Genomic DNA, 23512 nt, shown 5'->3' on the forward strand with positions numbered 1-23512 from the left:
CACGGCGCGGCGAGGCCCCGCCCGGGCGACCCGCCGCGATCGCCGCCCGAGGCGATGTGATCTGAATCACGCAAACCTCGGGAGCTGTCGGATGCGTCCCAGGGAAGAGGGGATCTTCAGCCGACATGAACGGGGCATGTCTTGTCTTTACTACGCCGCTTCTCCGTGCGCCGCGCCGCCGCCCGGGCGCTGGTGAAGGCGATCGAGGCACGTGACCGGCGGCGTTCCCGCTCCGCGCCGCCGCCGGACGACCACGAGGTGCGCATTCTGCTGCTGCACGCCAACGGCATGGGCGGAACCATCCGCACGGTCTTCAACCTCGCCGGGCACCTGGCCCGCGACCATGATGTCGAGATCGTCAGCGTGGTCCGGACTCGCGAGGAGCCGTTCTTCCAGGTGCCCCCCGGTGTCCGCATCCGCTACCTGGACGACCGGGTGTCCCGGCGCCGGGGCCTGCTGTCCCGCCTCCCGAGCAGGCTGGTCCCCGGGGACGAGGCGGCCTATCACTCGTTCACCCTGGGGACCGACCTCAAGCTGGTCCGCTACATCCGGTCACGGCGCAGGGGCGTGCTCATCGGCACCCGGCCCGGCCTCAACCTGATCGCCGCCAGGTTCGCCCCGCCGGAGATCATCGCCATCGGGCAGGAACACGGCAATCTCTCCGGACACCCGCCGTCGGTGCGCTCCCGGATCACCCGCGGGTACGGCAGGCTCGACGCGGTCGTCACGCTCACCGAGGCCGATCTCAAGGCCTACGAGCGGGCGTTCGAACGCGCGGGCAGGCCACGTCCCGCCGTGCTGGCCCGGATCCCGAACGCGGTGCCCCGGCTGGACGGCGGCCGGTCCCCGCTCACCGCGAAGACCGCGGTCACCATCGGCAGGCTGACCCACGTCAAGGGTTACGACCTGCTGATCCGCGCCTGGGCACACGTCGCGGCCCGCCACCCGGACTGGACGTTGCGGATCTTCGGTGCCGGGCCGCGCCAGGAGAAGCTGCAGGCCGCGATCGACAGGCGCGGCCTGACCGATCGGGTGCTGCTGGCCGGACCGATCCAGGACGTCGGCGCCGAACTGGCCAGGGCGTCGCTGTTCGTGCTGAGCTCGCGCCGCGAAGGCATGCCGATGGTGCTGCTCGAGGCCATGAGCAAGGGGCTGCCGGTCGTCGCCTACGACTGCCCGACCGGGCCCGCCGAGCTGATCGCCCACGGCGTGAACGGGCTGCTGGTCAAACCCCAGAAGATCCACGCCCTGGCCGACGCGATCTGCGCGGTCATCGAGGACGACGATCTGCGCGCCAGGCTGGCCGCCCAGGGACCGCCGACCGCCGCCCGCTACGACATCGACGTGATCGGCGCACGGTGGGAACGGCTCCTCGCCGATCTGGTCGCGCTCCGCCGCGGGCCGTTCCCCGGCCGACTCACTCCCCACCGGATCACGTCCGACGCGGCAGCCGCTCCGCCCGCACCTCGTCCCTGAGTCCCCGAGCCCGTCCGGCCGCCGATAGGGTGATGGACGTGCGGATGGGGAGCACGCCGGCCGCGGAGGCCACAGGGACCGCTGAGACCGCGAAGGCCGGGGGGAGCACGGCGGCGGCGATGATGCTGCCGCGGCTCGTGCTGCTCGTGGCCGCGCTGCTGGCCGTGAGCCTCGGCCACGTCACCGCCCACCTCTGCGGCCCCGCCCCCTCGATGCCCGCGCTGTGCGCCCACTGCGATGACGTCCACGGCGGCGGCGGTGAGGAGCACATGGTCGCCGCGGCCGAGCACACCTCGGCGCACCTGTCGATCGTGACCTCCGGCACGGATTCCGATCAGCCGAATCCGGTCGTCCTCTGCCTGGCCGCGGTCGCCGCGCTCCTCGTCGTCCTGGTGCTGCGCCTGCTGGGGCCCGGCCGCCTCCCCGAAGGCGTACGCAGTCCGGGCGAGCGGCCCAGGCGGCTGCCCCCGGCGCGGGGGTCGCCGGCCGCGCCGTTCGCACTGTCACTACGCCGCGTCGCGGTCCTGCGCGTATAGAGGCCGGCGACCGTGTCGGGCACGCCTTCGCCCGGCCCGGTCTTCCGTCTGCCCTTTTCCCTATCGCGAACCGTGAGCAAACCACCATGTCATCGATTGATCGACGGCTGTTCCTGCGCGCCGGTCTGGCCACCGCCGGAGGAGCCCTCGCCACCGCCTGCGCGCCCGCACAGAACCGAGCGACGCAGAACCATCCGACACAGAGCGCATCCGCCCAGCAGGCTCCTTTCGTACGGCCCTCCGGCCCCGAGGTCGGCGCCGCCGAGGCCGCCCGCCGTCCCGGCCGGGTGCGCGAGTTCCACCTGATCGCCCGTGAGGGCCGCGCCGACCTCGGCGGCCCGGTGGTCCGGACCTGGATGTACGGCGACCGCCTGCCCGGGGAGCCGATCCGCGTCCGGGCCGGGGAGGTCGTCCGGGCCCGCCTGACCAACCGGCTCCCCCAGGAGACCACCGTGCACTGGCACGGCCTCGCGCTGCGCAACGACGCCGACGGCGTGCCCGGCGTCACCCAGCCACCCGTCCCCTCCGGCGGGGAGATGGTCTACGAGTTCACCGCGTCGCATCCGGGGACGTACTGGTTCCATCCCCACCATGGCACCCAGCTCGATCGCGGGCTGTACGCCCCGATCATCGTGGAGGATCCGGCCGAGCCCTACGACTATGACGACGAGTGGACCGTCGTCCTCGACGACTGGCTGGACGGGGTGACCGGCACTCCGGACGAGGTGCTGGCCGAGATCACCTCCATGGCGGGGCCCGGCGGTCACGGGGGTCACGGGGATCACGGGGGTCACGGGGGTCACGGGGGGATGCCGATGCCCACCGCGACGGCCTCGCCCTCGGCGGCGTGGCCGCACATGATGATGAACGCAGAAAGCGATCTCCTCGGCGGCGACGCCGGGGACGTCCACTATCCGCACTTCCTGGTCAACGGCAGGATCGCGACGGCGCCGCGAACTCATGCCGCCAGACCGGGCACCCGGCTGCGGATCAGGATCATCAACGCCGGGGGCGACACCGCGTTCCGGGTCGCGCTGGCCGGCCACGTCATGACCGTGACCCACGCCGACGGTTTCCCCGTCGCGCCCGTGGACACCGACGCTCTGCTGCTCGGCATGGGCGAGCGGTACGACGTGCTGGTCACCCTCAAGGACGGGGTGTTTCCGCTGGTGGCCCTGGCCGAGGGCAAGCGTGCCGTGGCCCGCGCGCTGGTCCGCACCGCCGCCGGTGCCCGCGCGCCGGAGGCCGACGTCTGGCCCGGTGAGCTGGACGGCCGCCTCGTCTCCTACGACCGGCTCATCCCGGCCGACGCCGTACGGCTGCCGGCCAGGGCACCGGATCGCACGATCACGCTGACGCTCACCGGGAGCATGGCCAGGTACGACTGGGGGATCAACGGCAGGAAGTACGACCCTGAGGTGATCGAACCCGTCCGGTCCGGTGAGCGGGTGCGGCTGTCCTTCGTGAACCGGACCCTGATGTGGCATCCCATGCACCTGCACGGCCACACCTTCGCCCTCGGGACGAGCGGCGTGCGCAAGGACACCGCGATCGTGCTGCCCGGCGCGACGGTGAGCGCCGACCTCGAAGCGGACAACCCCGGCATCTGGATGATCCACTGCCACAACATCTACCACGGTGCGGCCGGGATGATGACCCTGCTCGGCTACCGGGCCTGAAGGAGGGCTCACATGACGAACACATTCGACCCGGTTCCCGATGGCCGCGGCAGGTGCGGGCGGCGCGGGGCGCGGGCGGCCGCCGTGGTCCTGCTGACGGCGACCCTGGCCGCCTGCGGCGCGGGTGACGGCGAGACCGCGGCGCCGTACGCCACCGACCGGGCCGCCTCCGCCGCACCGGCCGATCAGGGCGTCGGCCATGTGCACGGGCTGGGCGTCGACCCGGCCACCGGCAAGGTCCACGTAGCGGGGCATTTCGGGCTGTTCACCGTCGAGGGAGGCCGGTTGGTCCGCGTCGGCGACAGTGATGCCGACCACATGGGCTTCACGGTCGCCGGGCCGGGCACGTTCTACGCCAGCGGCCACCCCTCGGCGGCCGACATCGCCGCGGGCCGGGCACCGCACCTCGGCCTGATCCGCTCCACGGACGCGGGGACGACCTGGGAACAGGTGGCGCTGGCCGGCAGGGCCGACTTCCACGCCCTCCAGGTCGCCGGTCCCAGGGTCTACGGCTACGACGCGCAGACCGGCCGGGTCTGGCGGGGCGAGGGCGGCAGGCTCACCTCGGCGGCCCGGCTCGACCTGCTCGATCTCGCCGCCGGGGCCGACGCCCCGGACACCGTCTACGCGACCACCCCCGAGGGGGTGAAGGTCAGCCGGGACGCGGGTGAGACGTTCCGGCTGCTGGCCGGTGCCCCACTGCTGTCGTTCCTCGACGTGACCGACCAGGGCGATCTCATCGGCGTGGCCCCCGACGGCGGGGTGCATGTCGCCGGCTCAGGCGATGGGACGGCCTGGCGGGCCAGGGGCGGTCTGCCCGCGCACGCCGTCGCCTTCACCGCCGTCTCCGCCCGGCACCTGCTCGCCGCCGTCATGGACGGCACGATCTACGAGTCGACGAATGGCGGAGCCGACTTCGAGGTCATCCACCGGCCTTAGAAGATCCGCCGCCTTTACAATGTAGATTAATAACCTCCGGCAGGACAAATGTCCTGCCGGAGAGCGGATCGATCGATCTACCCGGGCGAGCGGCCGGTTCCTACCGTTTCCAGTATGCGAAGCGACGAAAGCCCGGCCGTGCTGCTCTCCTCTGTGACCAGGAACTTCGGTCCGGTACGCGCCGTCGACGGGATCACGCTCACCATCCCCCGCGGTCAGACGGTCGCCCTGCTCGGCCCGAACGGAGCGGGCAAATCCACGACGATCGGTCTGCTGCTCGGCCTGCTGGCGCCCGACTCCGGACGCGCCGCCCTGTTCGGCCGCGACCCTGTCCAGGCCGTACGGCAGGGCCTGGTGGGCGCGATGCCGCAGGAGGGCGGCCTGATCGGGCGGGTCACCGTACGCGAGCTGCTCTCCTTCGTGGCCGGCACCTACCCCGCACCGCTGCCGCTCGACCGGGTCCTCCGACTCGCGCAGATCACCCAGCTGCGCGATCGGCGGGTGGACAGGCTGTCCGGCGGCCAGGCCCAGCGCGTGCGGTTCGCCACCGCCGTCGTCGGCGACCCCGATCTCGTCGTCCTCGACGAACCGACGGCGGCCCTGGACGTCACGGCCAGGCGGGAGTTCTGGGACGGCATGCGCGACCTGGCCGGCCAGGGCAAGACCATCCTCTTCTCCACCCACTATCTGGACGAGGCCGACGAACGATCCGACCGGGTCATCGTGGTCGGCCGCGGCCGCGTCATCGCGGACGGCACCAGCGACGAGATCAAGCGGGTGGTGGCGCTGACGACCGTGAGCGTGACCGTGACCGGTGAGACGGCCTGGCTCTCCGCGCTCCCCGGGGTGCGCCACCTGGACATCCGGGGCGATCGCGCGCACCTGCGCAGCGCCGACCCCGACGCGACCGTGATGGCCCTCGCGCAGGCGGGAGCCGTACGGAACCTCGAGGTGACCCCCGCCGACCTGGAGGACGCCTTCGTCGCCCTCACCACGGAAGACGCCCCCATCGCCGAGGAGACCATGTGATGCTGGGATATATCCGGTTTGAGCTGATCAGAACCGCCCGCGACGGCGGCTACGTCGTCTTCGGCCTGATCATGCCCGTCGTCATGTACCTCGTGTTCACCGACCTCGGCCTGGCCCCCGGCGACGAGCACGACGCCGCGATCTACACGATGGTGAGCATGGCGGCCTACGGCGGGCTCGGCGCCGCGTTCAACAACGGCAGCGGCATCGCCGAGGACCGCGCGGCCGGATGGCTGCGCCGGCTCCGCCTCACCCCGCTGACCCCGGCCCAGGTGATCGCCGGCAAGGTCGTCACCGGCGCCGTCGGGGTCGTGCCGGGCATCGCCGCCGTGCTGCTCACCGGGGCGCTGGTCAACCACGTCACGCTCACGCCCGGGCGGTGGCTGGCCATCGTGGTGCTGTTGTGGGCGGGAACGATCCCGTTCTCGCTGCTCGGCCTCGGCAACGGCTACCGGCTGACCGGCCAGAGCGCGGCCATGGCCAACCTCATGACCATGCTCGTCCTGTCCATCGTGGGCGGGCTGTGGGTGCCGGTCAGCGGGTTCCCGTCCTGGCTGCGCGCCCTCGCCGAGTGGACCCCGTCCAACGGCTACGCGTCTCTGTCCTGGCACGTCGCGTTCGGAGCGGCCCCCGGGGCGCGCGAGGTCGCCATGCTGACCGTCTGGCTGGTCGTCTTCGGCCTCTACGCGATGTACGGCTACCGCCGCGCCGGCCGGACCGGCTGACGCCGGCGAAAGCCGCGGGCGACGGCCTCCCGATCTGCCCTCAGCAGACATATCGGCGGGCGGCGGGTACGCGGCGCGTACAAAGGCGGCATGCGTGTTTCACCGAGCATGAGCTACCGAGATCGGCTGAACGAGAAGCTGTTCCAGCAGCGGACCCTGCTGTTGACCGGAGAGGTCGACGACGAGATGGCCGAGCGGGCGTGCGCCGAGATGGTGCTGCTGGCCACAGCGGACTCCGAGCGCGACATCATCCTGTACATCAATTCGCCCGGAGGGTCGGTGTCGGCCGGGCTGGCGATCTACGACACGATGAAGCTGGTCCCGAACGACGTGGTCACCGTCGCGCTGGGGTTCGCGGCGAGCATGGGGCAGGTGCTGCTGGCCTCCGGCACCCACGGCAAGCGGATCAGCCTCGCGCACAGCCGGATCATGATGCACCAGCCGTCGGCCGGCATCGGCGGCACGGCGATCGACATCGCGATCCAGTCCGAGAACCTCGAGTACATGAAGCGGCAGTCCGAGGAGATCCTGGCGGCGGAGACCGGACGCACGGTCGAGGAGATCGCCGCCGACAGTGACCGGGACCGCTGGTTCACCCCGGAGCAGGCCCGCGACTACGGGATCATCGACGAGATCGTCGACTCCTTCCACAGCCTCGCGCCGTACGCGGCGCCCAACCCGATGGGGTTCTCGTCATGAGCCAGTACATGATCCCGTACGTGGTCGAGCGGACCCCCGTCGGGGAGCGGTCGTTCGACGTCTTCAGCCGGCTGCTCAACGAGCGGATCGTCTTCCTCGGCACCGAGATCGACGACGGCGTCGCGAACGTCGTGATGGCGCAGCTGCTCCATCTGGAGGCGGAGAGCCCCGACCAGGAGATCAACCTCTACATCAACTCCCCCGGCGGATCGTTGACGGCGATGCTCGCCATCTACGACACCATGCGGTTCCTGCGGGCGAAGGTCGCGACCTACTGCATGGGCCAGGCGGCCTCGGCCGCCGCTGTGCTGCTCGCCGCCGGCGCGCCCGGGCGGCGGTTCATGCTCGCCCACTCCCGTGTGCTGCTGCACCAGCCGTACACGCAGGGTCAGGGCACCATCTCCGATCTGGCCCTGCAGGCGGCCGAGGTGATGCGGGTGCGCGCGCAGACCGAGGAGATCCTCAGCGCCCACACCGGGGTCGACGTCGCCCGGCTGCGCAGGGACACCGCCCGTGATCGGGTCTTCGACGCCCGTGAGGCCGTCGAGTACGGCCTGGCCGACGAGCTGATCACCACACGCGAGCCGGTGTAGCGCTCACGCCGCCAGCAGCTCCACCCGCGGCGCCCCGGACGGCCTGCGGGTCGCGATCCGGCGCGATGCCGTGATCCGCCGGACGGCGCGGGTGAGCAGGTGCTCGATCGGCAGCTCGAGCGCGTCGCACACCGAACGGAGCATCTCCGACGACGGCTCCTTGCGACCGCGCTCGACCTCCGACAGATACTGCTTGGACATGCCGACCGCACGCGCCACGTCGTCGAGCGTGCGGTCCTGGTCCAGCCGCTCGTCGCGGAGGATCTGCCCGTAGACCTTGCGCAGCAGCGGATCGGCGCCGTCGGATATCTCGGGACCGTGCTTCCCACCGGCCCGGCGGGTCCGGATGTCGATGATCACTGATCGGTCCGAGGCTGCCATACCGGCAGTGTGGCACGCCGATATCTCCGCCGGGCCGCTGTTCGCGGACAGAGGAGCGGGCGGGGTCGCACGGGGGGCGCTCCGCCCTTGGCCGCACCCGGGTTCGCGGCCGGGCCTGCCGTACGGCGTGGCGCGGGCCGGTCAGACCCGGTCGAGGGGCCGGTGCGGTTCGGCGGGCAGCTCGACCTCGATCGCGTCGCCGGGCCGCACCACGCCGCCCTTGCGCACGACGCCCATGATCCCGGCCTTGCGGACGACGTTGCCGTCCTCGTCCCGGCCGACGACCTCCTTCAGCAGTCCGTTCTGGAAGCCGTCGATCTGCCCGCAGGGGTTGCGCAGACCGGTGACCTCCACGACCGCTTGGTCCCCGAAGCGCAACAGGGTGCCCACGGGCAGACCGAGCAGGTCGATTCCGCTGGTGGTGATGTTCTCCCCGAGCTCGCCCGGCGCCACCCGGAATCCCTTCCCGCCGACCTCGGCGAAGAGCTCCTCGTGGATGAGGTGGACCTGACGGAGGTTGGGCTGGGTGGGGTCCTTCGCGACGCGAGAGCGATGCTTCACCGTCACACCGGCGTGCACGTCCCCCTCCACGCCGATCCCCGCGAGTAACGTGATGCTGCTCCGATTCGGCTTGGTGAACGTGTATTCGCCACTGCTGCTGACCGCCCGCACTGTCCCGCCCATATCGCGGAGCCCCCCTGCATCGTGATGATCCATCACAACCAAGACTAATCGGACGATTGCCGCGGGCAAGGGGTCACCAGCCGCCGCTGGGGCCGGCGGGCTCGACCCGCAGGGTGACCTGGGGAGATCGCTCGCCCACTGTCAACCATCCACGCGGGCAACTCCCGGCGGTCGTCCGGCGTGAAATCCTCTGAGGCGATGGATCGCGCAGAATGGCTGAACCCGCTGCGGGAGGGCGAACGTGGCCCCGACGCGAAGGGCATGTATTGGATGACCGTCCTGGCGGCCGGTCCGGTGTGGGACATCGTGCACGGGCGGTCGCAGCCGCTGTGGCTCGCCGTGCCCGGGGTGATCGCGGCGGTCGCGCTCTATCTGGTCACCGTGACCCTCGCCTTCTCCGGCCGATGGCGGCGGCACGCCCAGTGGCGGGCGCTGCCCGCGCTGGCCGTCGTCACGATCGCCGGGACGGCCGCCTTCGGTGAGAACTGGTCCTATTCGCTGATCATGCTGGCCGTCGCGACGGGGACGGCGGTGCGCGGCCGGGAGCTGCCGGCCGCGCTGCTCGTCATCGTGGCCGCCGGCCTGGCCGTCCGGCTGAGCTCCGGTTCGCCGCCGGGTGACTCGCTGACCCTGGTGTGGGGGATCTTCATGTCGGGCATCGTCCCGGCAATCATGATCAGGCTGTGGGAGGCGATCCGTGAGCTCCAGCACACCCGCGAGGACCTGGCCCGGGCCGCGGTCGCCGAGGAGCGGCTGCGCTTCGCCCGCGATCTGCACGACCTGCTCGGCCACACGCTGTCGGTCATGGTCGTGAAGGCGGAGGCCGTAGGCCGCCTGGCCCTTCGCGACGGTGAGGCGGCGGCGGAGCAGGCCGCCGACATCGAGCGGATCGGGCGGCAGGCGCTGACCGAGGTGCGGGCAGCCGTCACCGGCTACCGGGGGCGTGGCCTGGCCGCGGAGCTCGACTCCGCCCGTACGGCGCTGGCCGACGCCGGCATCGCCGCCGACGTCCGCGTCCCGGCCGCGGTGCTCACGCCGGAGACCGACGCCCTGCTGGGCTGGGCCGTACGAGAAGGCGTCACCAACGTCATCCGGCACAGCGGCGCCGCCACCTGCGCGGTCGAGCTGCGCGAGGGCGACGATCTCGTGCTGGAGATCCGCGACGACGGCGGCGGGCCCGGCCGGGGCCGGGTCCGGGGCAACGGGCTGGCCGGCCTCCGGGAGCGGGTGACCGCGCTCGGCGGCAGGCTGGCGGCCGACCGGCTGCCCGGCCGGGGCTTTCTGCTGCGTGTGACGGTCCCGCGCGGGGAGGACGAGACGTGATCAGGGTGCTGCTGGCCGAAGATCAGGGCATGATGCGCGGCGCCCTGGCCCTGCTGCTCGGCCTCGAAGACGACATCGAGGTCGTCGCCCAGGTCTCCTCCGGCGAGGAGGTGGCGGCCGCCGCCCTGGCGACCCGGCCCGACGTGGCGCTGCTCGACATCGAGATGCCGGGCCGCGACGGGCTCGCGGCCGCCGCCGAGCTACGGGAGCGGCTGCCCTCATGCCGGGTGCTGATCCTCACCACGTTCGGGCGGCCGGGATATCTGCGCCGGGCCATGGAGGCGGGGGCCCGGGGGTTCCTCGTGAAGGACGGCCCGGTCGAGGAGCTGGCCGGCGCGATCCGCCGGGTGCTACGGGGCGAACGGGTCGTCGACCCCGCGCTCGCCGCGGCCGCGCTCAGCACCGGGCCGAGTCCGCTGACCGGCCGGGAGCGTGACGTGCTGTCCGCCGCCGCCGACGGATCGACCATCGCCGACATCGCCGCCCGGCTCCACCTGTCGGAGAGCACCGTGCGCAACTACCTGTCCTCGGCGATCGGCAAGACCGGCACCCGCAACCGGATCGAGGCGGCCAGGACGGCCCGCCACCACGGCTGGTTGTGACCGCCGCCCGCCGGCACGGCGGTCACGCCTTCGCATCCGCGAAGAAGCCGGCGGCGAAGGTGACCCGGGCGAGCGCCCGCTGACCGGCCTCGTTGGGATGGAAGAAGTCCCAGCCGCTCACCAGCTTGAGCGTGAAGGGGAAGGCGAAGACGGCGCCGCCGTCGTAGCGGCAGGCCGGGCCGTACCGCCGGCAGGCCTGCCGGAGCTGCTCGTTGTAGTCCATCACCCGGTCGCGCACCTCGTCGCGCCTGGCCTGATCCTCCTTCGCCATGGACTCCGGGTTGGCCAGCATCGACTGGCAGGTCCGGCCGATCGTCCAGAACGCGCGGGCCCAGCGGTCGTCCTTGCCGATCCGCCAGAGCCGCTTCAGGTCCGGGATGCTCGCGATGAAGACCCGCGCCCCCGTCGGCCGCAGCACGTCGAGGGCCTCGTCGATCCGGCGCCGGTAGGTGTCGACGGGGGTCATGACCTCCGGCGACTCCGTGCACACGTCCTGCGCGCCCACGAGGATCGTGACGTAGTCGGCCCCGCCGTCGGCCGCCCGCCGGGCCTGCTCGGGCAGATCGGCGCTGGTCGCCCCGGGCACCGCGAAGTTGAGGTTGTGCCCCTTCAGCCCCGGCGCGAGCGCGAGCAGGCGCAGGTAGTGGCTGTTCACCTCGGAGCCGTCCCCGGACGACCACGACCGCGATGTGCACGGGACGTACCAGCCGCACGCGTTGAACCCCGCGCTGATCGAGTCTCCCAGCGCCGCCAGCACCCTGGGCGGCGCGGGCGGCGCCGCCGCCCGCGGACGCCCGGCGTGGGCCGTCCCCGGCGCGAGCAGCACGGAAAAGGCCAGGACCGACGTGATCTTCTTGATCATGAACACCTCCGGGTGACCCAAGGTAGGGATCACCGTGGACGCGCTCCATCTCCTTCGCGGAATCCGCCGATTCCCTGACCGAGTTCCTATCGACACTTGACAGAAGCAACTCAGACCTGACGGGTGACCCGCCGCCGGGGGTCCGGGACGAACCACGTTCAGATCGTGCGTAAAGTGAATTGAGTGAGTGTCGCCCTTATCCGCCCCCTCGTGGTTCGCACGGTCGCGGTGAGCGATCCTGGCGATCTTGTTACCCGCCTGCCGGATGTCATGCCGTACGCCTGGATCAGGCACGGCGAGGGTCTGGTCGGCTGGGGAGAGGCGGCACGCACGGTGATCCCACCGGGCCCGGAACGTTTCGACCGGGCCAGGGAGTGGCTCGGCTCGCTCTTCGACCTCGCCCACATCGACGACGAGGTCGACGTGCCCGGCTCGGGACCCGTGGCGTTCGGCTCGTTCACCTTCGACGGCGACGCGGCCGGGTCCACGCTGGTCGTCCCCCGTGTCGTGCTCGCCCGCAGGGACGGCCGGGCCTGGCTCACCACGATCGGCGAGACCTCGTCCGCGCCGGTGACCCCGCGCGTCGGGCCGGGCCGCATCCGGTACGGCGACGGCACGCTGACCGTCCCGGAGTGGAAGCAGGCCGTGGCCAGGGCCGTACACAGGATCAGGGGCGGCGAACTGGACAAGGTGGTGCTCGCCCGCGACCTCGTCGCCGTCGCCGAGCGCGACATCGACATCCGGGTGCTGCTGTCGCGGCTCACCGCCCGCTATCCCGAGTGCTACACGTTCAGCGTGGACGGACTGACCGGGGCGACGCCCGAGCTGCTGATCCGGCACACCGGCCGGTCGATCGAGTCGCTGGTCCTCGCGGGCACGACGGAACGCGGCTCGGGACCGGCCGAGGACGCCTCCCGCGGCGCCGCGCTGTACGCCTCGGGCAAGGACCGCCACGAACACGCCTGCGCCGTCGCCTCCGTCCGTGATGCCCTGGCCCCCCTGTGCTCAACGCTCGACGTCCCGGCGCGGCCGGAACTGCTGATGCTGCCGAACGTGCAGCACCTGGCCAGCCGGGTCACCGGGCGGCTGTCGGACGGCGCCTCCGTGCTCGACGTGGTGGCCGCCATGCACCCGACGGCCGCCGTCGGCGGCACTCCCACCGGGGCGGCCCTGCGCGTCATCCGGGAGCTGGAGGGCATGGAGCGTGCCGGCTATTCGGGCCCCGTCGGCTGGATCGACTCCAGGGGCGACGGCGAGTGGGGCATCGCGCTGCGCTGCGCGCAGATCTCCGGCCGCCGCGCCCGGCTGTTCGCCGGCTGCGGCATCATGGCCGGGTCGGACCCGGCCGCCGAGCTCGCCGAGGCCCGGGCGAAGTTCCGCGTCATGCGGTACGCCCTGGAAGGCTGAGCGACCGGCCCACCACACCGGAGCCGCCCCGGGGGGATCAGCGCGGCGCCGTACGGCCTCGCGCCCGGGCCAGATGGGTCGTGCCGCCGGAACGGACATCGGCGCGGCCGGCGGTCGCGGTGGCCAGCCACTCCTCGAAGCCGGGCATCGCGTCGCAGGCCACCGCGACCTCGAACGTGACGCGCGCGCCGTAGTCCACGCCGCGCAGCGGGTACGGCGAGGCGCGCAGATCGTTCTCCAGCCGCCCGGCGTGCGCGTGGTCGATCGTCACGGCGGCGACGGTCGCCGGGACCATCTCGACGCTCTCGGCCCGGTCGAGCGTCTCCCCCACCGCGCCGCCGTACGCGCGGGCCAGTCCCCCGGCGCCCAGCAGCACGCCGCCGAAGTAGCGGGTGACCACGGCCACGACGTCGGCGAAGCCGCGCCGGGTGAGCATCTCCAGCATCGGCGTGCCCGCCGTGCCCCCGGGCTCGCCGTCGTCGTCGGCCTTGCGCAGGTCCGGCCCGATGACGTACGCCGTGCAGTTGTGCGTGGCGTCGGCGTACCGCCGCCTGCGCTCGGCGATGAACTCCCGCGCGGCCTCCTCGGTCTCCACCGGCGCGATCGCGCAGATGAACCGCGAACGGCGGACCTCGGTCTCGTGCTCGATGGTGTTCTTGATCGTCAGGTACGGCTCGGCCACGACGCCCAGGCTACTTGGAGCGGCATCCGAGATCGCCGCCCGTCCCGCCGACGTGGTTGTCCGTCCCGCCCGGGGGTAGGGCGAGCGTGACGGCCCCACGTGTCGTGGGCGCCGCGCGGGCGGGAGGCACGGGCGGTCTCCCGGGCGAAGCGGGGAGGACGCGATGCTCCTCAGTCTGCCGGAGCGCGAACGGCTGATGATCTACACGGCGGCCAGGCTCGCCCAGGAGCGCAGGGAACGGGGGCTCAGGCTGAACCTCCCCGAGGCGACCGCGCTCATCGCCTCGTTCCTCCTCGAAGGCGCCCGTGACGGGCGTACCAAGGCCGACCTGGAGGAGGCCGGGCGGGGTCTGCTGCGGCGCGACGAGGTGATGGACGGGGTCCCCGAGATGCTGAGCCAGGTGCAGGTGGAGGCCACCTTCCCCGACGGCACCAAGCTGATCGCGGTGCAGGAGCCGATCCGGTGAGCCTCGGGGCCGGGTAGGGAGGGGCTCATGCCCGCGTCGGGACTGGGGCGGATGCTCGGGCTGGTGCAGCCCGGCGCCGACTCCGGCGATCGGGAGACGGCGCCGGGTCAGATCGTGTACGGCCCGGGACCGGTCACGATCAACGCCGGCCGCCCGGTGACGCCGATGACCGTGACCAACACGGCGGATCGGCCGATCAGCGTCGGCTCGCACTATCACTTCGCCGAGGCGAATCCTGCGCTGCGGTTCGACCGCGACCTGGCCTGGGGGCGGCGGCTGAACATCCTCGCCGGTGCGATGGTGCGGTTCGACCCGGGAACGACGGTGGAGGTGGAGCTCGTCCCGCTGGGCGGCCGGCGGATCGTGCGCGGGCTGCGCGGCGAGTGCGGGGGTGCGCTCGATGGCTGAGATCGACCGGCGCCGGTACGCGGCGTCCCTGGGGCCCATCACCGGCGACCGGATCCGCCTGGCCGACACCGACCTGTTCATCGAGATCGAGGAGGACCGTTGCGTCGGCGGCGACGAGACGGTCTTCGGCGGCGGCAAGTCCGGCAGGGAGTCGCAGGGACAGTCGCACACGCCCCGGGCCGAGGGCACGCCCGACCTGGTGATCACCGGGGTGGTGATCCTGGATCACTGGGGGGTCGTCAAGGCCGACGTGGGGGTGCGGGACGGCCGGATCACCGCGATCGGCAAAAGCGGCAACCCCGACATCATGGACGGGGTCCATCCGGATCTCGTGGTCGGTCCTGCCACCGAGCTCGTCAGCGGCTACGGGAAGATCATGACGGCGGGTACGGTCGACACCCACGTCCATTTCGTGTCTCCGGACATGTCGGTGGTGGCGCTGGAGTCCGGCACCACCACCCTGGTCGGCGGCGGCACCGGACCGACGGAGGGATCGAAGGCCGCGCTGGCCACCCCGGCCGGCTGGTGGGTCGAGCGGATGCTGGAGGCGTTCGACCCCTGGCCGGTCAACGTCCTGTTCCTCGGCCGGGGCACCACGGTCTCACGGGAGGCGCTGTGGGAGCAGCTACGCTCCGGGATGGGCGGGTTCAAGTGCCACGAGGACTGGGGCGCCACCCCCGCCGTGATCGACGCCGCCCTCAGCGTGGCCGAGGCCGCCGGAGTGCAGGTCGCCATCCACAGCGACACGCTCAACGAGGCCGGCTTCGTCGAGGATCTGCTGCGCACCGTGGCCGGCCGCAACTTCCACGCCTTCCACACCGAGGGCGCCGGGGGCGGGCACGCCCCGGACATCATCCGGATCGCGGGCGAGCCCAACGTGCTGCCGTCCTCGACCACCCCGACCCGGCCCTTCACCGTCAACACCCCAGGCGAGCAGCTCGACATCTGCCTGATCGCCCATCACCTGAATCCGGCCGTCCCGGCCGAGCTGGCGTTCGCGGAAAGCCGCGTCCGCGCCTCGACGATGGCCGCCGAGGACATCCTTCAGGACATGGGCGCCATCTCGGCCATGTCGTCCGACGCCCAGGCGATGGGCCGGCTCGGGGAGGTGGTGCGCCGCACCTGGCAGACCGCGCACGTCATGAAACGGCTGCGCGGGCCGCTGCCGGGGGACGGTCCCGCCGACAACCACCGCGCCCGCCGCTACGTCGCCAAATACACCATCGTCCCCGCGGTGATCCACGGCCTGGAGCACGAGATCGGCTCGATCAAGCCGGGCAAGCTCGCCGACCTGGTGCTGTGGGAGCCCGCCCTGTTCGGGGTGCGGCCCTCCGCCGTCTACAAGGCGGGTATGGCCGCGCTCGCCCTGCTCGGCGACCCCAACGCGGCGGTGCCCACACCGCAGCCGGTGCTGCCGCGCCTCGGGTACAACGTGCACAGCAGGGCGGCGGCCGCCACCGGCGTGGCGTTCGTCGCACCGGCCGCGATCGAGGACGGGCTGGCCGACCGGCTCGCCGTCGAACGCCGTCTCGTCCCCGTGACGGACATGCGCGGCCGGACCAAGGCCGACCTCCCGGAGAACGACGCGCTGCCCGTCATCGAGGTCGACCCGGACACCTTCAGCGTCCGCATCGACGGCCGCCTGGTGGACCACGCCCCGGCCACGGAACTGCCCATGACCCAGCGATACTTCCTGTTCTGATGAACGCCGGGCATGCGACGGACTCCGGCCACCCCGGCGGCGGCCGGCCATGCCTCGCCACGCTGCTGCTGCTGACCGACGGCCGCTACCCGTCCGGCGCCCACGCGCACTCGGGCGGGCTGGAGGCGGCGGCCGCCGCGGGCCTGGTCCACGACACCGCCACCCTGGCCGCGTTCCTGACGGGCCGCGCCGCCACCAGCGGAGCCACCGCCGCCGCCTTCGCCGCCGCGTCCTGCGCCCGGTTCCCCCCGCGTGAGGGCTCCGGCGGCCCGCACGACGCGTTCGGCCTCCTGGACGCCGAACTCGACGCGCGCATCCCCTCCCCCGCCCTGCGCGCCGCCTCGCGCACGCTCGGCCGTCAGCTCCTGCGCGCCGCGCTGGCCATGCGCCCGCACCCCGGGCTCGGCGAACTCGCCGAAGGCCCGTCCGGCGGCCCGCACCAGCCGATCGCGCTCGGCGCGACCGCACGCGCACTCGGGCTCACCCCCCGCGCGGCGGCGGCAGCGGCCCTGCACGAGACGGTCACCGGGCCGGCCACCGCGGCGATCCGGCTGCTGGGCCTCGACCCCTTCGCCGTCCACGCGATCCTCGTCCGCCTCGCCCCGGACCTGGACGAGCTGGCCCATGCGGCGGCCGGGCACGCGCTCGCACCACCCGAGCTGTTGCCCTCCCCCGGCGCCCCGCTGCTCGACGTCTTCGCCGAAGCCCACGCCCGCTGGGAGGTGCGTCTGTTTGCGTCCTGACGACGACCGGCGGTCCCGCCGCGCCGGGGACCGCCGTGCGGAAGAGCGCGCGTACGGCGGCGGCCGTCCCGGCGGCCCGCCCGGGCCCGACCGGCCACTGCGGATCGGCCTCGGCGGCCCGGTCGGGTCGGGCAAGACCGCGCTCGTGGCCGCCCTGTGCCGCCACCTGGCCGGGCGGCTGGAGATGGCGGTGGTGACCAACGACATCTACACCACGGAAGACGCCGAGTTCCTGCTCCGCGAGGCCGTCCTGCCCGCCGAGCGCATCCGCGCCGTGCAGACCGGCTGCTGCCCGCACACCGCCATCCGCGACGACATCTCCGCGAACCTGGAGGCGGTCGACGAACTCGTCCGCACGCTGCCGCCGCTCGACCTGCTGCTGATCGAGAGCGGCGGGGACAATCTCACCGCCACCTTCAGCCGCGGCCTGGTCCACCACCAGATCTTCATCCTCGACGTCGCCGGAGGCGACAAGCTGCCCCGCAAGGGCGGTCCCGGCGTCACCTCCGCCGACCTGCTGGTGATCAACAAGACCGACCTGGCCGACCGAGTGGGCGCCGATCTTTCCGTGATGGCCCGCGACGCCAGGGCCAGGCGCGGCGATCGCCCCGTCTGCTTCCTGTCCCTCGTCCACGACCCCTCCGCGCACGAGGTCGCTGCCTGGGTGTGCGAACGGCTGGCGGCGGCCGGCCACGCCGGGTGATCCCCGAGCCGGCGCGGCTGGCCACAGAACCCGATCCGCCGGCCGGCACCCGCGTCCGGCTGCTGCGTTCCGCCTGGCCGCTCATGCTCCGCCGTACGCTCCCGTGCGCGTCGGCGCCGATCGCCGCCTGGAGCCGGCGCGACGCCACCGCCGCCTGGGTCCATCTGGTCGCGGGCGGCGCCGGTCCGCTCGGCGGCGACCGCCTGCGGCTGGAGGTCGACGTCGGCGCTCGCAGCACCCTCGTGCTCGGCGAGGTCTCCCCGACGCTGCTGCTGCCCGGCCCGTACGACGAGGAGTCGCGGACCGAGTTCGACATCCGTGTCGGCCCGCTGGGCACGCTCGTGTGGCTGCCCCAGCCGGTCGTCCCGGCGGCCGGCTGCCGCCACCGCACCGACATCCGGATCGCCCTGCATCATGACTCCCGTCTGCTGCTGCGGGAGGAGGTCCTGTTCGGCCGGTACGGCGAAACGCCCGGCACGCTTCGTCAGCGCCTGCGCGCCACGGCGGGCGGCCGCGTGCTGTACGACCAGGAACTCGTGGTCGGGCCGGAGGCTCCCGGCTGGGACGGACCCGCCGTCACGGCGGGCCTGCACGCCGCGGGCACCGTGCTGCTGGCCGACGCGACTCTTGTGGAGTCGCGGCCCGGACGGCACCCGCACTCCGGCGGCCTCGACGAGCACACGGCTCTGTTCGCGCTGCCGGGCCCCGGTCTCGCGTTCACCGCGCTCGCCCCGGACTCGGCGACGCTCCGGCGGCGGCTGGACTCGGCGGTGGACGCGCTGCTGTCCGGGCCCGATCGAAAAGGCCCCGGCTGATCCGAGGTCACCGGTGGGACGGGCTCAGCGGGCGCTCACCGGCTCCGGGGTCTCCTCCTCCCGCATGGCCGCGGCCGCCTTGCGCTTCAGCCAGACCGTGCCGGCCACGCCGCACAGGACGGCCACCACGAGGCCCACCCAGGAGAAGCCCTTCAGCCACCGGTCGGCCACGATGCCCAGGTAGTAGACGGCCGCCGTGGTGCCGCCCGCCCACACGATGCCGCCGAGGACGTTCGCGACCAGGAACCGCCAGTACGGCATGTGCAGCGCCCCGGCGAGCGGGCCGGCGAGGATGCGCAGCAGGGCCACGAACCGGCCGAAGAACACCGCCCACACGCCCCAGCGCTGGAAGAGGTGCTCGGCCTTGGCGATGTGGGCCGGCCCGAAGTGCTTGGGAAAGCGCCGACCGAGCCGGTCGAACAGCGGTCTGCCGCCCTTGCGCCCGATGAGATAGCCGAGCGAGTCCCCCACGATGGCCCCGGTGCTCGCGCAGACGCCGACGATGAGCGGGCTGACCACGCCCTTGGCCGACAGCAGCGCCGAGCTCACCAGGACGATCTCCCCGGGAAGGGGGATCCCCAGGCTTTCGAGGCCGACGACACCGCCCACGAGCACATAGACCCAGATGGCCGGGATCGTCTGCAGCCACTCCTCGACGTGCATGTCACTCCTCTGCGGGGCAAGGACACGACCATTGTGCCGTCGCCCCGGTCACCCGGCATCCCTCTCGGGGACCATGCCGGATCAGACCACGGGACGACCCCGCCTCGAGATCGCTCCCCTGAAGGTCACTTCCGCATCGCCGCGTGTGCGGCCTCGCGCATCGCGGCGTGCACCTCGGCGTTGTGGTGACGGTCGGTGCGGACCTCGACCATGCGCAGACCGTCTCCCTTGATGGCCCTGGGCAGCTCATCGATGTCCTCTAGCAGCGTATACGGAACGTCGGCCGCGGCGGCGAGGTGGCCCAGGTCCACGCCGTGCGGCGTGCCGAAGACCCGCTCGAACGACTCGGCCAGCGCCGCCTGCGGCAGCATCGAGAAGATCCCGCCGCCGTCGTTGTTGACCACGACCAGGCACAGGTCCGGCCGGGGTTCGCGCGGACCGAGGATCAGCCCGTTCTGGTCGTGCAGCAGCGTAAGATCGCCGATCAGCGCGAAGGCGGGCCCGTTGTGGGCGAGCGCGGCGCCGACGGCCGTGGAGACCAGTCCGTCGATCCCCGAGGCGCCCCTGGACGCCATCAGCCGCAGGCCGCGGCGCGGGCGCATGGTCTGGTCGAGGTCCCTGATCGGCATCGACGACCCGCACAGCAGCAACGCCCCGTTGGGCAGCGCCTCCGCCAGGTCCCTGGCCAGCCGGGGCTCGCTCAGCCCGGAGGAGTCGAGCACCCGGTCGATCGCCTGGCGGGCCAGATAGTCGGCGTGCCGCCAGGAGCTCAGCCAGGAGTCGTCGCCCGAGACGATCGGGATCTCCACGGCCTGGGCGACCTGGGTGGCCGAGCGGGTGGGGTCGGGCCAGCGGGTCAGGTCCCCCGCCACGACGATGTGCTCCCCGGCCCCGCCCAGCCACGACAGCAGCGACCGCGACAGCCCCGGGCGGCCGAGGGTGACCACGACGTCCGGCCGGTGGGCCGCCGCGAACTCCTCGTCGCCGAGGAGGAAGTGGTAGGCCGAGACGGCGTGGTCGCCGTACCTGCCGCCGCCGTTGGGCTCCGACAGCACCGGCCAGCCGGCCATGCCCGCGGCGGCGACGTACCGCCTGACGTTGGCCGCGCCGTCGCCCACCACGAGCACGCCGCGGCGGGTCGGCGGGATGTGCAGCGCGGGCGCCGGCGGCACGACCCTCGTCCGCACCCACGGGCGGTCGCCCTCGGCGGCCAGCGGCTCGCACCAGCTCACGTCTCCGTCGGGGACGAGCGGCTCGCGGAAGGCCGCGTTCAGGTGGACGGGCCCGGGGTCGTACGGCCCGGCGGCCCGCTGGTAGGCCCGGCAGACGAGGGACCGCCAGTACGCCACCTGGCCGGGCCGCTCCTCCGGCGTGCCGATCTCGGCGAACCAGCGTACGGCCGAGCCGTACATCTTGATCTGGTCGATCGTCTGGTTGGCTCCGGTGGCACGCAGCTCCGGCGGCCGGTCGGCGGTCAGCAGGAGCAGCGGCACGCCCGACTCCGACGCCTCGATCACCGCCGGATGGAAGTTGGCCGCCGCCGTGCCGGAGGTGCACACGAGGGCGACCGGCCGTTCGGAGCGTCTGGCGAGGCCGAGCGCGAGATAGGCGGCGGACCGCTCGTCGATGCGCACGTGCAGGCGCAGCCGCGGCTGGGCGTGTGCCGCGAGCGCGAGCGGTGCGGAACGGGAGCCGGGGGAGAGCACCAGGTCGGTCATCCCGCAACGCACCAGCTCGTCGACCAGGACGGTCGCCAGCGCGGTCGCGGGATTCACGGCCGGCGGGGGAACTTCGCGAAGTCGGGCTTGCGCTTCTCCTTGAACGCGTCGCGGCCCTCCTGGGCCTCCTCGCTCATGTAGTAGATGAGCGTGGCGTCACCGGCGAACTGCTGCATGCCGGCCGCGCCGTCGGTGACCGCGTTGAGCGCGCCCTTGAGCATGCGCAGCGCGAGCGGCGACTTCTCCAGCAGTTCGCGGGCCCACTGGACGGTCTCCTCCTCCAGCCGCTCCAGCGGGACGACGGCGTTGACCAGGCCCCACTGCAGGGCGGTCTGCGCGTCGTACTGGCGGCACAGGTACCAGATCTCCCTGGCCCGCTTGAGCCCGACCGTCTCGGCCAGCAGCCAGGAGCCGTACCCGCCGTCGAACGAACCCACCTTGGGCCCGGTCTGGCCGAACCTGGCGTTGTCCGCCGCGATCGTCAGATCGCAGCACACGTGCAGGACGTGACCACCGCCGATGGCGTAGCCCGCGACCATCGCGATGACCGGCTTGGGGCAGCGGCGGATCTGCACCTGCAGGTCGAGCACGTTCAGCCGGCCGATGCCGTGGGTCTTGTCGTCCACATAGCCGTCGTCACCGCGGATCTTCTGATCGCCGCCCGAGCAGAACGCCCTGTCACCGGCCCCGGTGAGGATGATCACACCGACCTCGGTGTCCTCCTGCGCGAGATTGAACGCCTCGCGCAGCTCGAACAGGGTCGTGGGGCGGAACGCGTTGTGTCGCTCGGGCCGATTGATCGTGATCTTTGCGATGCCCTCCGCGGTCTCGTAGACGATGTCCTCGTACTCGCCCGACCGCTTCCAATCGACCCCGCTCGCCACACTCGCTCCTCAGTCACGTCAGCTACCGGCCGGGCACTCCCGGGAGTGCCCGGACTAACCTTACGACCGTGCTCACCCGTCTCGGACACCACCCGGCGCAACCCTTCGACGGCACGGCCGCGGCCCGGCCGGTGCACGCCCTGCTCATCCCGCCGGGTCCGGAACTGTTCGAGGCCGTACGGCTCGCGCTGTCGGGCGACGGGCCGGCCGTGCTGCCGCTCTCGCCCGACCTGCCCAGGCCCGCGCTTGCGGCGGCGCTGGCCTCGCTGCGTCCCACCCACGTCGTGACCTCCGACGGCGTACGACGTGAGCCGGACGGGCGGCCGACCTCCGCCGCCGTGATCATCGCGACCTCCGGGTCCACCGGTGCGCCCAAGGGGGTCGAGCTGCCGGCCGAGGCGCTGACCGCCTCGGCCCGGGCCTCGCTGACCCGGCTGGGCGCCCGGCGGGGCGACCGGTGGCTGTGCTGCCTGCCGCCGTCGCACATCTCGGGCATGCAGGTGCTCGTACGGTCACTGCTGTGCGAGACCGAGCCGGTCATCCACCCGCGCTTCTCCCCCGGCGACGTCGCCGCCTCGGGAGCCGATCACGTGTCGCTGGTCCCGACCCAGCTGCGCCGCATGATCGACGCCGGGGCCGACGTCGCGGCCTTCCGCACGATCCTGCTGGGCGGCGCGGCCGCTCCCCCCGGTCTGCTCGACGCGGTCCGTACGGCCGGGGCGCGCGTCGTCACGACGTACGGCATGAGCGAGACCAGCGGCGGATGCGTGTACGACGGCGTCCCCCTTGACAATGTAGATCTCAAAATCGGGGACGACGGCCGGGTGCGGATCCGCGGGCCGGTGCTCTTCTCCGGATATCGGCTGCGCGAGGAGCGGCCGTTCGAGGACGGCTGGTTCGTCGCCTCCGATCTGGGCACGATCGAGGGCGGCCGGTTGCGGGTGCTGGGCCGGGCCGACGACGTGATCAACACCGGGGGCCGGAAGGTGGTCGCGGGCGCCGTCGCCGAGGTCCTGGCCGGCCACCCCCGGGTGAGGGACGTCGTGGTGGTCGGCCGTCCCGACCCGGAGTGGGGTGAGATCGTCGAGGCGGTGGTGGTCTGCCGGGACGAGGAGGTGACCCTCGCGGAACTGCGGGACTTCGCCAAGGAGCGGCTGCCGGCCTACGCCGCGCCGCGCACTGTGCGGCTTGTGTCCCGGATTCCGCTGTTGCCGAACGGAAAACCGGATATGGTCGCCCTGCGGAACCAAAGCTGACCACCGCGCGTCTATCCGGTCAGGGAGTGGTTCACGAGTGCCGAAGGGGGGACGCGGATGAAACCGGCCCAGAAGATGCTGGTCTCCACAGGCGTCGTCGGCGCCGTCCTCATCGGCGGGGTCGCCGTCACCGCGGCGGCCTCGGCCAACCGCCTGCGGGAGGCCGCGACCCAGATGACCGTCCTGCACCAGGGCCCGGGACGGGCCACCCCGTCGGCCTCCGACGAGGAGACCGCGAGTCCAGCGACCGAGCACCCGGCCACCCAGGACGACCCCGACGTCGTGTCGAAGGAGTTCGACATCGACCCCGGCCAGGTCTCCGACTACTGGACCACCCAGCGCATGCGGGACGCCGACCCCATGCCAGAACCGCAGGTCAGCATCATCGTCCCCTCCGACATCGACTGACTCCCCCCACTCCACCCCACCCCTTGGGCGTGATCTTGTAGTTTCTCGCAGAGATGCCCGCCGACCTGCGCCCCTCCCGTCCGTGATCTCGCAGAAACTCGCAGCCATCCGCTCCGACCTGCGAGAAGG

26 protein-coding genes are annotated in these 23512 nt (G+C 72.6%); 19 read left to right on the top strand and 7 right to left on the bottom strand.

Features of this window, described 5'->3' with window-relative positions:
* The first annotated feature begins 141 nt into the window (after positions 1 to 141).
* From AP234_RS06080 to AP234_RS06115, 8 genes are all read left to right on the top strand, one after another.
* The gene (locus tag AP234_RS06080) at positions 142 to 1476 is read left to right on the top strand and encodes a glycosyltransferase family 4 protein (RefSeq protein ID WP_055478546.1); all 1335 of its coding nucleotides are present in this window, start codon (positions 142 to 144) and stop codon (positions 1474 to 1476) included.
* Between the two features lie 44 nt (positions 1477 to 1520).
* Positions 1521 to 2012, top strand: coding sequence for a hypothetical protein (locus tag AP234_RS06085; RefSeq protein WP_152990267.1), 492 nt, complete (start codon positions 1521 to 1523; stop codon positions 2010 to 2012).
* An 86-nt stretch (positions 2013 to 2098) separates the two neighbouring features.
* Positions 2099 to 3691, top strand: coding sequence for a multicopper oxidase family protein (locus tag AP234_RS06090; RefSeq protein ID WP_055478548.1), 1593 nt, complete (start codon positions 2099 to 2101; stop codon positions 3689 to 3691).
* A gap of 12 nt (positions 3692 to 3703) precedes the next feature.
* Positions 3704 to 4630 carry a F510_1955 family glycosylhydrolase gene (locus tag AP234_RS06095; RefSeq protein ID WP_055478549.1) on the top strand — a complete coding sequence of 309 codons (927 nt, stop codon included), beginning with the start codon at positions 3704 to 3706 and terminating at the stop codon, positions 4628 to 4630.
* A 114-nt stretch (positions 4631 to 4744) separates the two neighbouring features.
* Positions 4745 to 5659: an ABC transporter ATP-binding protein gene (locus AP234_RS06100; RefSeq protein WP_055478550.1), complete on the top strand. Its 915-nt coding sequence runs from the start codon at positions 4745 to 4747 to the stop codon at positions 5657 to 5659.
* Positions 5659 to 6384: an ABC transporter permease gene (locus AP234_RS06105; RefSeq protein ID WP_055478839.1), complete on the top strand. Its 726-nt coding sequence runs from the start codon at positions 5659 to 5661 to the stop codon at positions 6382 to 6384. Before AP234_RS06100 ends, AP234_RS06105 begins: the two co-directional genes overlap by 1 nt.
* 90 nt (positions 6385 to 6474) lie before the next feature.
* On the top strand, positions 6475 to 7083 hold the full coding sequence (locus AP234_RS06110) for a ClpP family protease (RefSeq protein WP_055478551.1): 609 nt from the start codon (positions 6475 to 6477) through the stop codon (positions 7081 to 7083).
* Positions 7080 to 7676, top strand: a complete 597-nt coding sequence (locus AP234_RS06115) for a ClpP family protease (protein WP_055478552.1) — start codon at positions 7080 to 7082, stop codon at positions 7674 to 7676. Before AP234_RS06110 ends, AP234_RS06115 begins: the two co-directional genes overlap by 4 nt.
* Positions 7677 to 7679: 3 nt before the next feature.
* Here the strand turns inward: AP234_RS06115 and AP234_RS06120 are convergent, their stop codons facing one another.
* Both AP234_RS06120 and AP234_RS06125 read right to left on the bottom strand, forming a co-directional pair.
* Positions 7680 to 8057 (bottom strand): helix-turn-helix domain-containing protein, encoded by a 378-nt coding sequence (locus AP234_RS06120; protein ID WP_083501817.1) that lies wholly within the window; start codon positions 8055 to 8057, stop codon positions 7680 to 7682.
* 141 nt (positions 8058 to 8198) lie between these two features.
* Positions 8199 to 8741 (bottom strand): MOSC domain-containing protein, encoded by a 543-nt coding sequence (locus AP234_RS06125; protein WP_083501818.1) that lies wholly within the window; start codon positions 8739 to 8741, stop codon positions 8199 to 8201.
* A 198-nt stretch (positions 8742 to 8939) separates the two neighbouring features.
* Between AP234_RS06125 and AP234_RS06130 the strand changes: the two genes are divergently transcribed.
* On the top strand, positions 8940 to 10064 hold the full coding sequence (locus tag AP234_RS06130; protein ID WP_055478554.1) for a histidine kinase: 1125 nt from the start codon (positions 8940 to 8942) through the stop codon (positions 10062 to 10064).
* Positions 10061 to 10666 carry a response regulator gene (locus AP234_RS06135; RefSeq protein ID WP_055478555.1) on the top strand — a complete coding sequence of 202 codons (606 nt, stop codon included), beginning with the start codon at positions 10061 to 10063 and terminating at the stop codon, positions 10664 to 10666. The genes AP234_RS06130 and AP234_RS06135 overlap by 4 nt, the downstream gene beginning before the upstream one ends.
* Positions 10667 to 10688: 22 nt before the next feature.
* Here AP234_RS06135 and AP234_RS06140 read toward each other — a convergent pair whose 3' ends face one another.
* Positions 10689 to 11561: an SGNH/GDSL hydrolase family protein gene (locus AP234_RS06140; RefSeq protein WP_235557986.1), complete on the bottom strand. Its 873-nt coding sequence runs from the start codon at positions 11559 to 11561 to the stop codon at positions 10689 to 10691.
* Positions 11562 to 11711: 150 nt separating this feature from the next.
* Here AP234_RS06140 and AP234_RS06145 point away from each other — a divergent pair, with 150 nt between their 5' ends.
* Positions 11712 to 12935 carry an isochorismate synthase gene (locus AP234_RS06145; RefSeq protein WP_055478556.1) on the top strand — a complete coding sequence of 408 codons (1224 nt, stop codon included), beginning with the start codon at positions 11712 to 11714 and terminating at the stop codon, positions 12933 to 12935.
* Positions 12936 to 12972: 37 nt separating this feature from the next.
* Here AP234_RS06145 and AP234_RS06150 read toward each other — a convergent pair whose 3' ends face one another.
* Positions 12973 to 13617, bottom strand: coding sequence for a YigZ family protein (locus AP234_RS06150; RefSeq protein ID WP_055478557.1), 645 nt, complete (start codon positions 13615 to 13617; stop codon positions 12973 to 12975).
* A 163-nt stretch (positions 13618 to 13780) separates the two neighbouring features.
* On the opposite strand from AP234_RS06150, the gene AP234_RS06155 reads away from it, so the two are divergent.
* From AP234_RS06155 to AP234_RS06180, 6 genes are read left to right on the top strand one after another with little or no spacing between them, the layout of a single operon-like run.
* Positions 13781 to 14083, top strand: a complete 303-nt coding sequence (locus AP234_RS06155; RefSeq protein WP_055478558.1) for an urease subunit gamma — start codon at positions 13781 to 13783, stop codon at positions 14081 to 14083.
* A gap of 27 nt (positions 14084 to 14110) precedes the next feature.
* On the top strand, positions 14111 to 14491 hold the full coding sequence (locus AP234_RS06160; RefSeq protein WP_235557987.1) for an urease subunit beta: 381 nt from the start codon (positions 14111 to 14113) through the stop codon (positions 14489 to 14491).
* Positions 14484 to 16193 carry an urease subunit alpha gene (locus tag AP234_RS06165; RefSeq protein ID WP_055478843.1) on the top strand — a complete coding sequence of 570 codons (1710 nt, stop codon included), beginning with the start codon at positions 14484 to 14486 and terminating at the stop codon, positions 16191 to 16193. Before AP234_RS06160 ends, AP234_RS06165 begins: the two co-directional genes overlap by 8 nt.
* Positions 16193 to 16936 carry an urease accessory UreF family protein gene (locus AP234_RS06170; RefSeq protein WP_055478559.1) on the top strand — a complete coding sequence of 248 codons (744 nt, stop codon included), beginning with the start codon at positions 16193 to 16195 and terminating at the stop codon, positions 16934 to 16936. The genes AP234_RS06165 and AP234_RS06170 overlap by 1 nt, the downstream gene beginning before the upstream one ends.
* Positions 16926 to 17639: an urease accessory protein UreG gene (gene ureG, locus AP234_RS06175; protein WP_083501820.1), complete on the top strand. Its 714-nt coding sequence runs from the start codon at positions 16926 to 16928 to the stop codon at positions 17637 to 17639. The genes AP234_RS06170 and ureG overlap by 11 nt, the downstream gene beginning before the upstream one ends.
* On the top strand, positions 17603 to 18454 hold the full coding sequence (locus AP234_RS06180) for an urease accessory protein UreD (protein ID WP_152990268.1): 852 nt from the start codon (positions 17603 to 17605) through the stop codon (positions 18452 to 18454). The genes ureG and AP234_RS06180 overlap by 37 nt, the downstream gene beginning before the upstream one ends.
* Positions 18455 to 18478: 24 nt before the next feature.
* Here AP234_RS06180 and AP234_RS06185 read toward each other — a convergent pair whose 3' ends face one another.
* From AP234_RS06185 to menB, 3 genes are all read right to left on the bottom strand, one after another.
* On the bottom strand, positions 18479 to 19117 hold the full coding sequence (locus tag AP234_RS06185) for a DedA family protein (protein ID WP_055478560.1): 639 nt from the start codon (positions 19115 to 19117) through the stop codon (positions 18479 to 18481).
* A 125-nt stretch (positions 19118 to 19242) separates the two neighbouring features.
* The gene (menD, locus tag AP234_RS06190) at positions 19243 to 20892 is read right to left on the bottom strand and encodes a 2-succinyl-5-enolpyruvyl-6-hydroxy-3-cyclohexene-1-carboxylic-acid synthase (protein ID WP_055478561.1); all 1650 of its coding nucleotides are present in this window, start codon (positions 20890 to 20892) and stop codon (positions 19243 to 19245) included.
* Positions 20889 to 21719 carry a 1,4-dihydroxy-2-naphthoyl-CoA synthase gene (gene menB / locus AP234_RS06195; protein ID WP_055478562.1) on the bottom strand — a complete coding sequence of 277 codons (831 nt, stop codon included), beginning with the start codon at positions 21717 to 21719 and terminating at the stop codon, positions 20889 to 20891. The genes menD and menB overlap by 4 nt, the downstream gene beginning before the upstream one ends.
* 131 nt (positions 21720 to 21850) lie before the next feature.
* Here menB and AP234_RS06200 point away from each other — a divergent pair, with 131 nt between their 5' ends.
* Both AP234_RS06200 and AP234_RS06205 read left to right on the top strand, forming a co-directional pair.
* Positions 21851 to 22975, top strand: a complete 1125-nt coding sequence (locus tag AP234_RS06200; protein WP_055478846.1) for an AMP-binding protein — start codon at positions 21851 to 21853, stop codon at positions 22973 to 22975.
* Positions 22976 to 23032: 57 nt separating this feature from the next.
* Positions 23033 to 23383 (top strand): hypothetical protein, encoded by a 351-nt coding sequence (locus tag AP234_RS06205; RefSeq protein ID WP_055478563.1) that lies wholly within the window; start codon positions 23033 to 23035, stop codon positions 23381 to 23383.
* Positions 23384 to 23512: the final 129 nt, after the last annotated feature.

Origin of the sequence: Sphaerimonospora mesophila, from assembly GCF_001417795.1 — a bacterium.
In the GTDB taxonomy this organism is placed as follows: domain Bacteria; phylum Actinomycetota; class Actinomycetes; order Streptosporangiales; family Streptosporangiaceae; genus Sphaerimonospora; species Sphaerimonospora mesophila.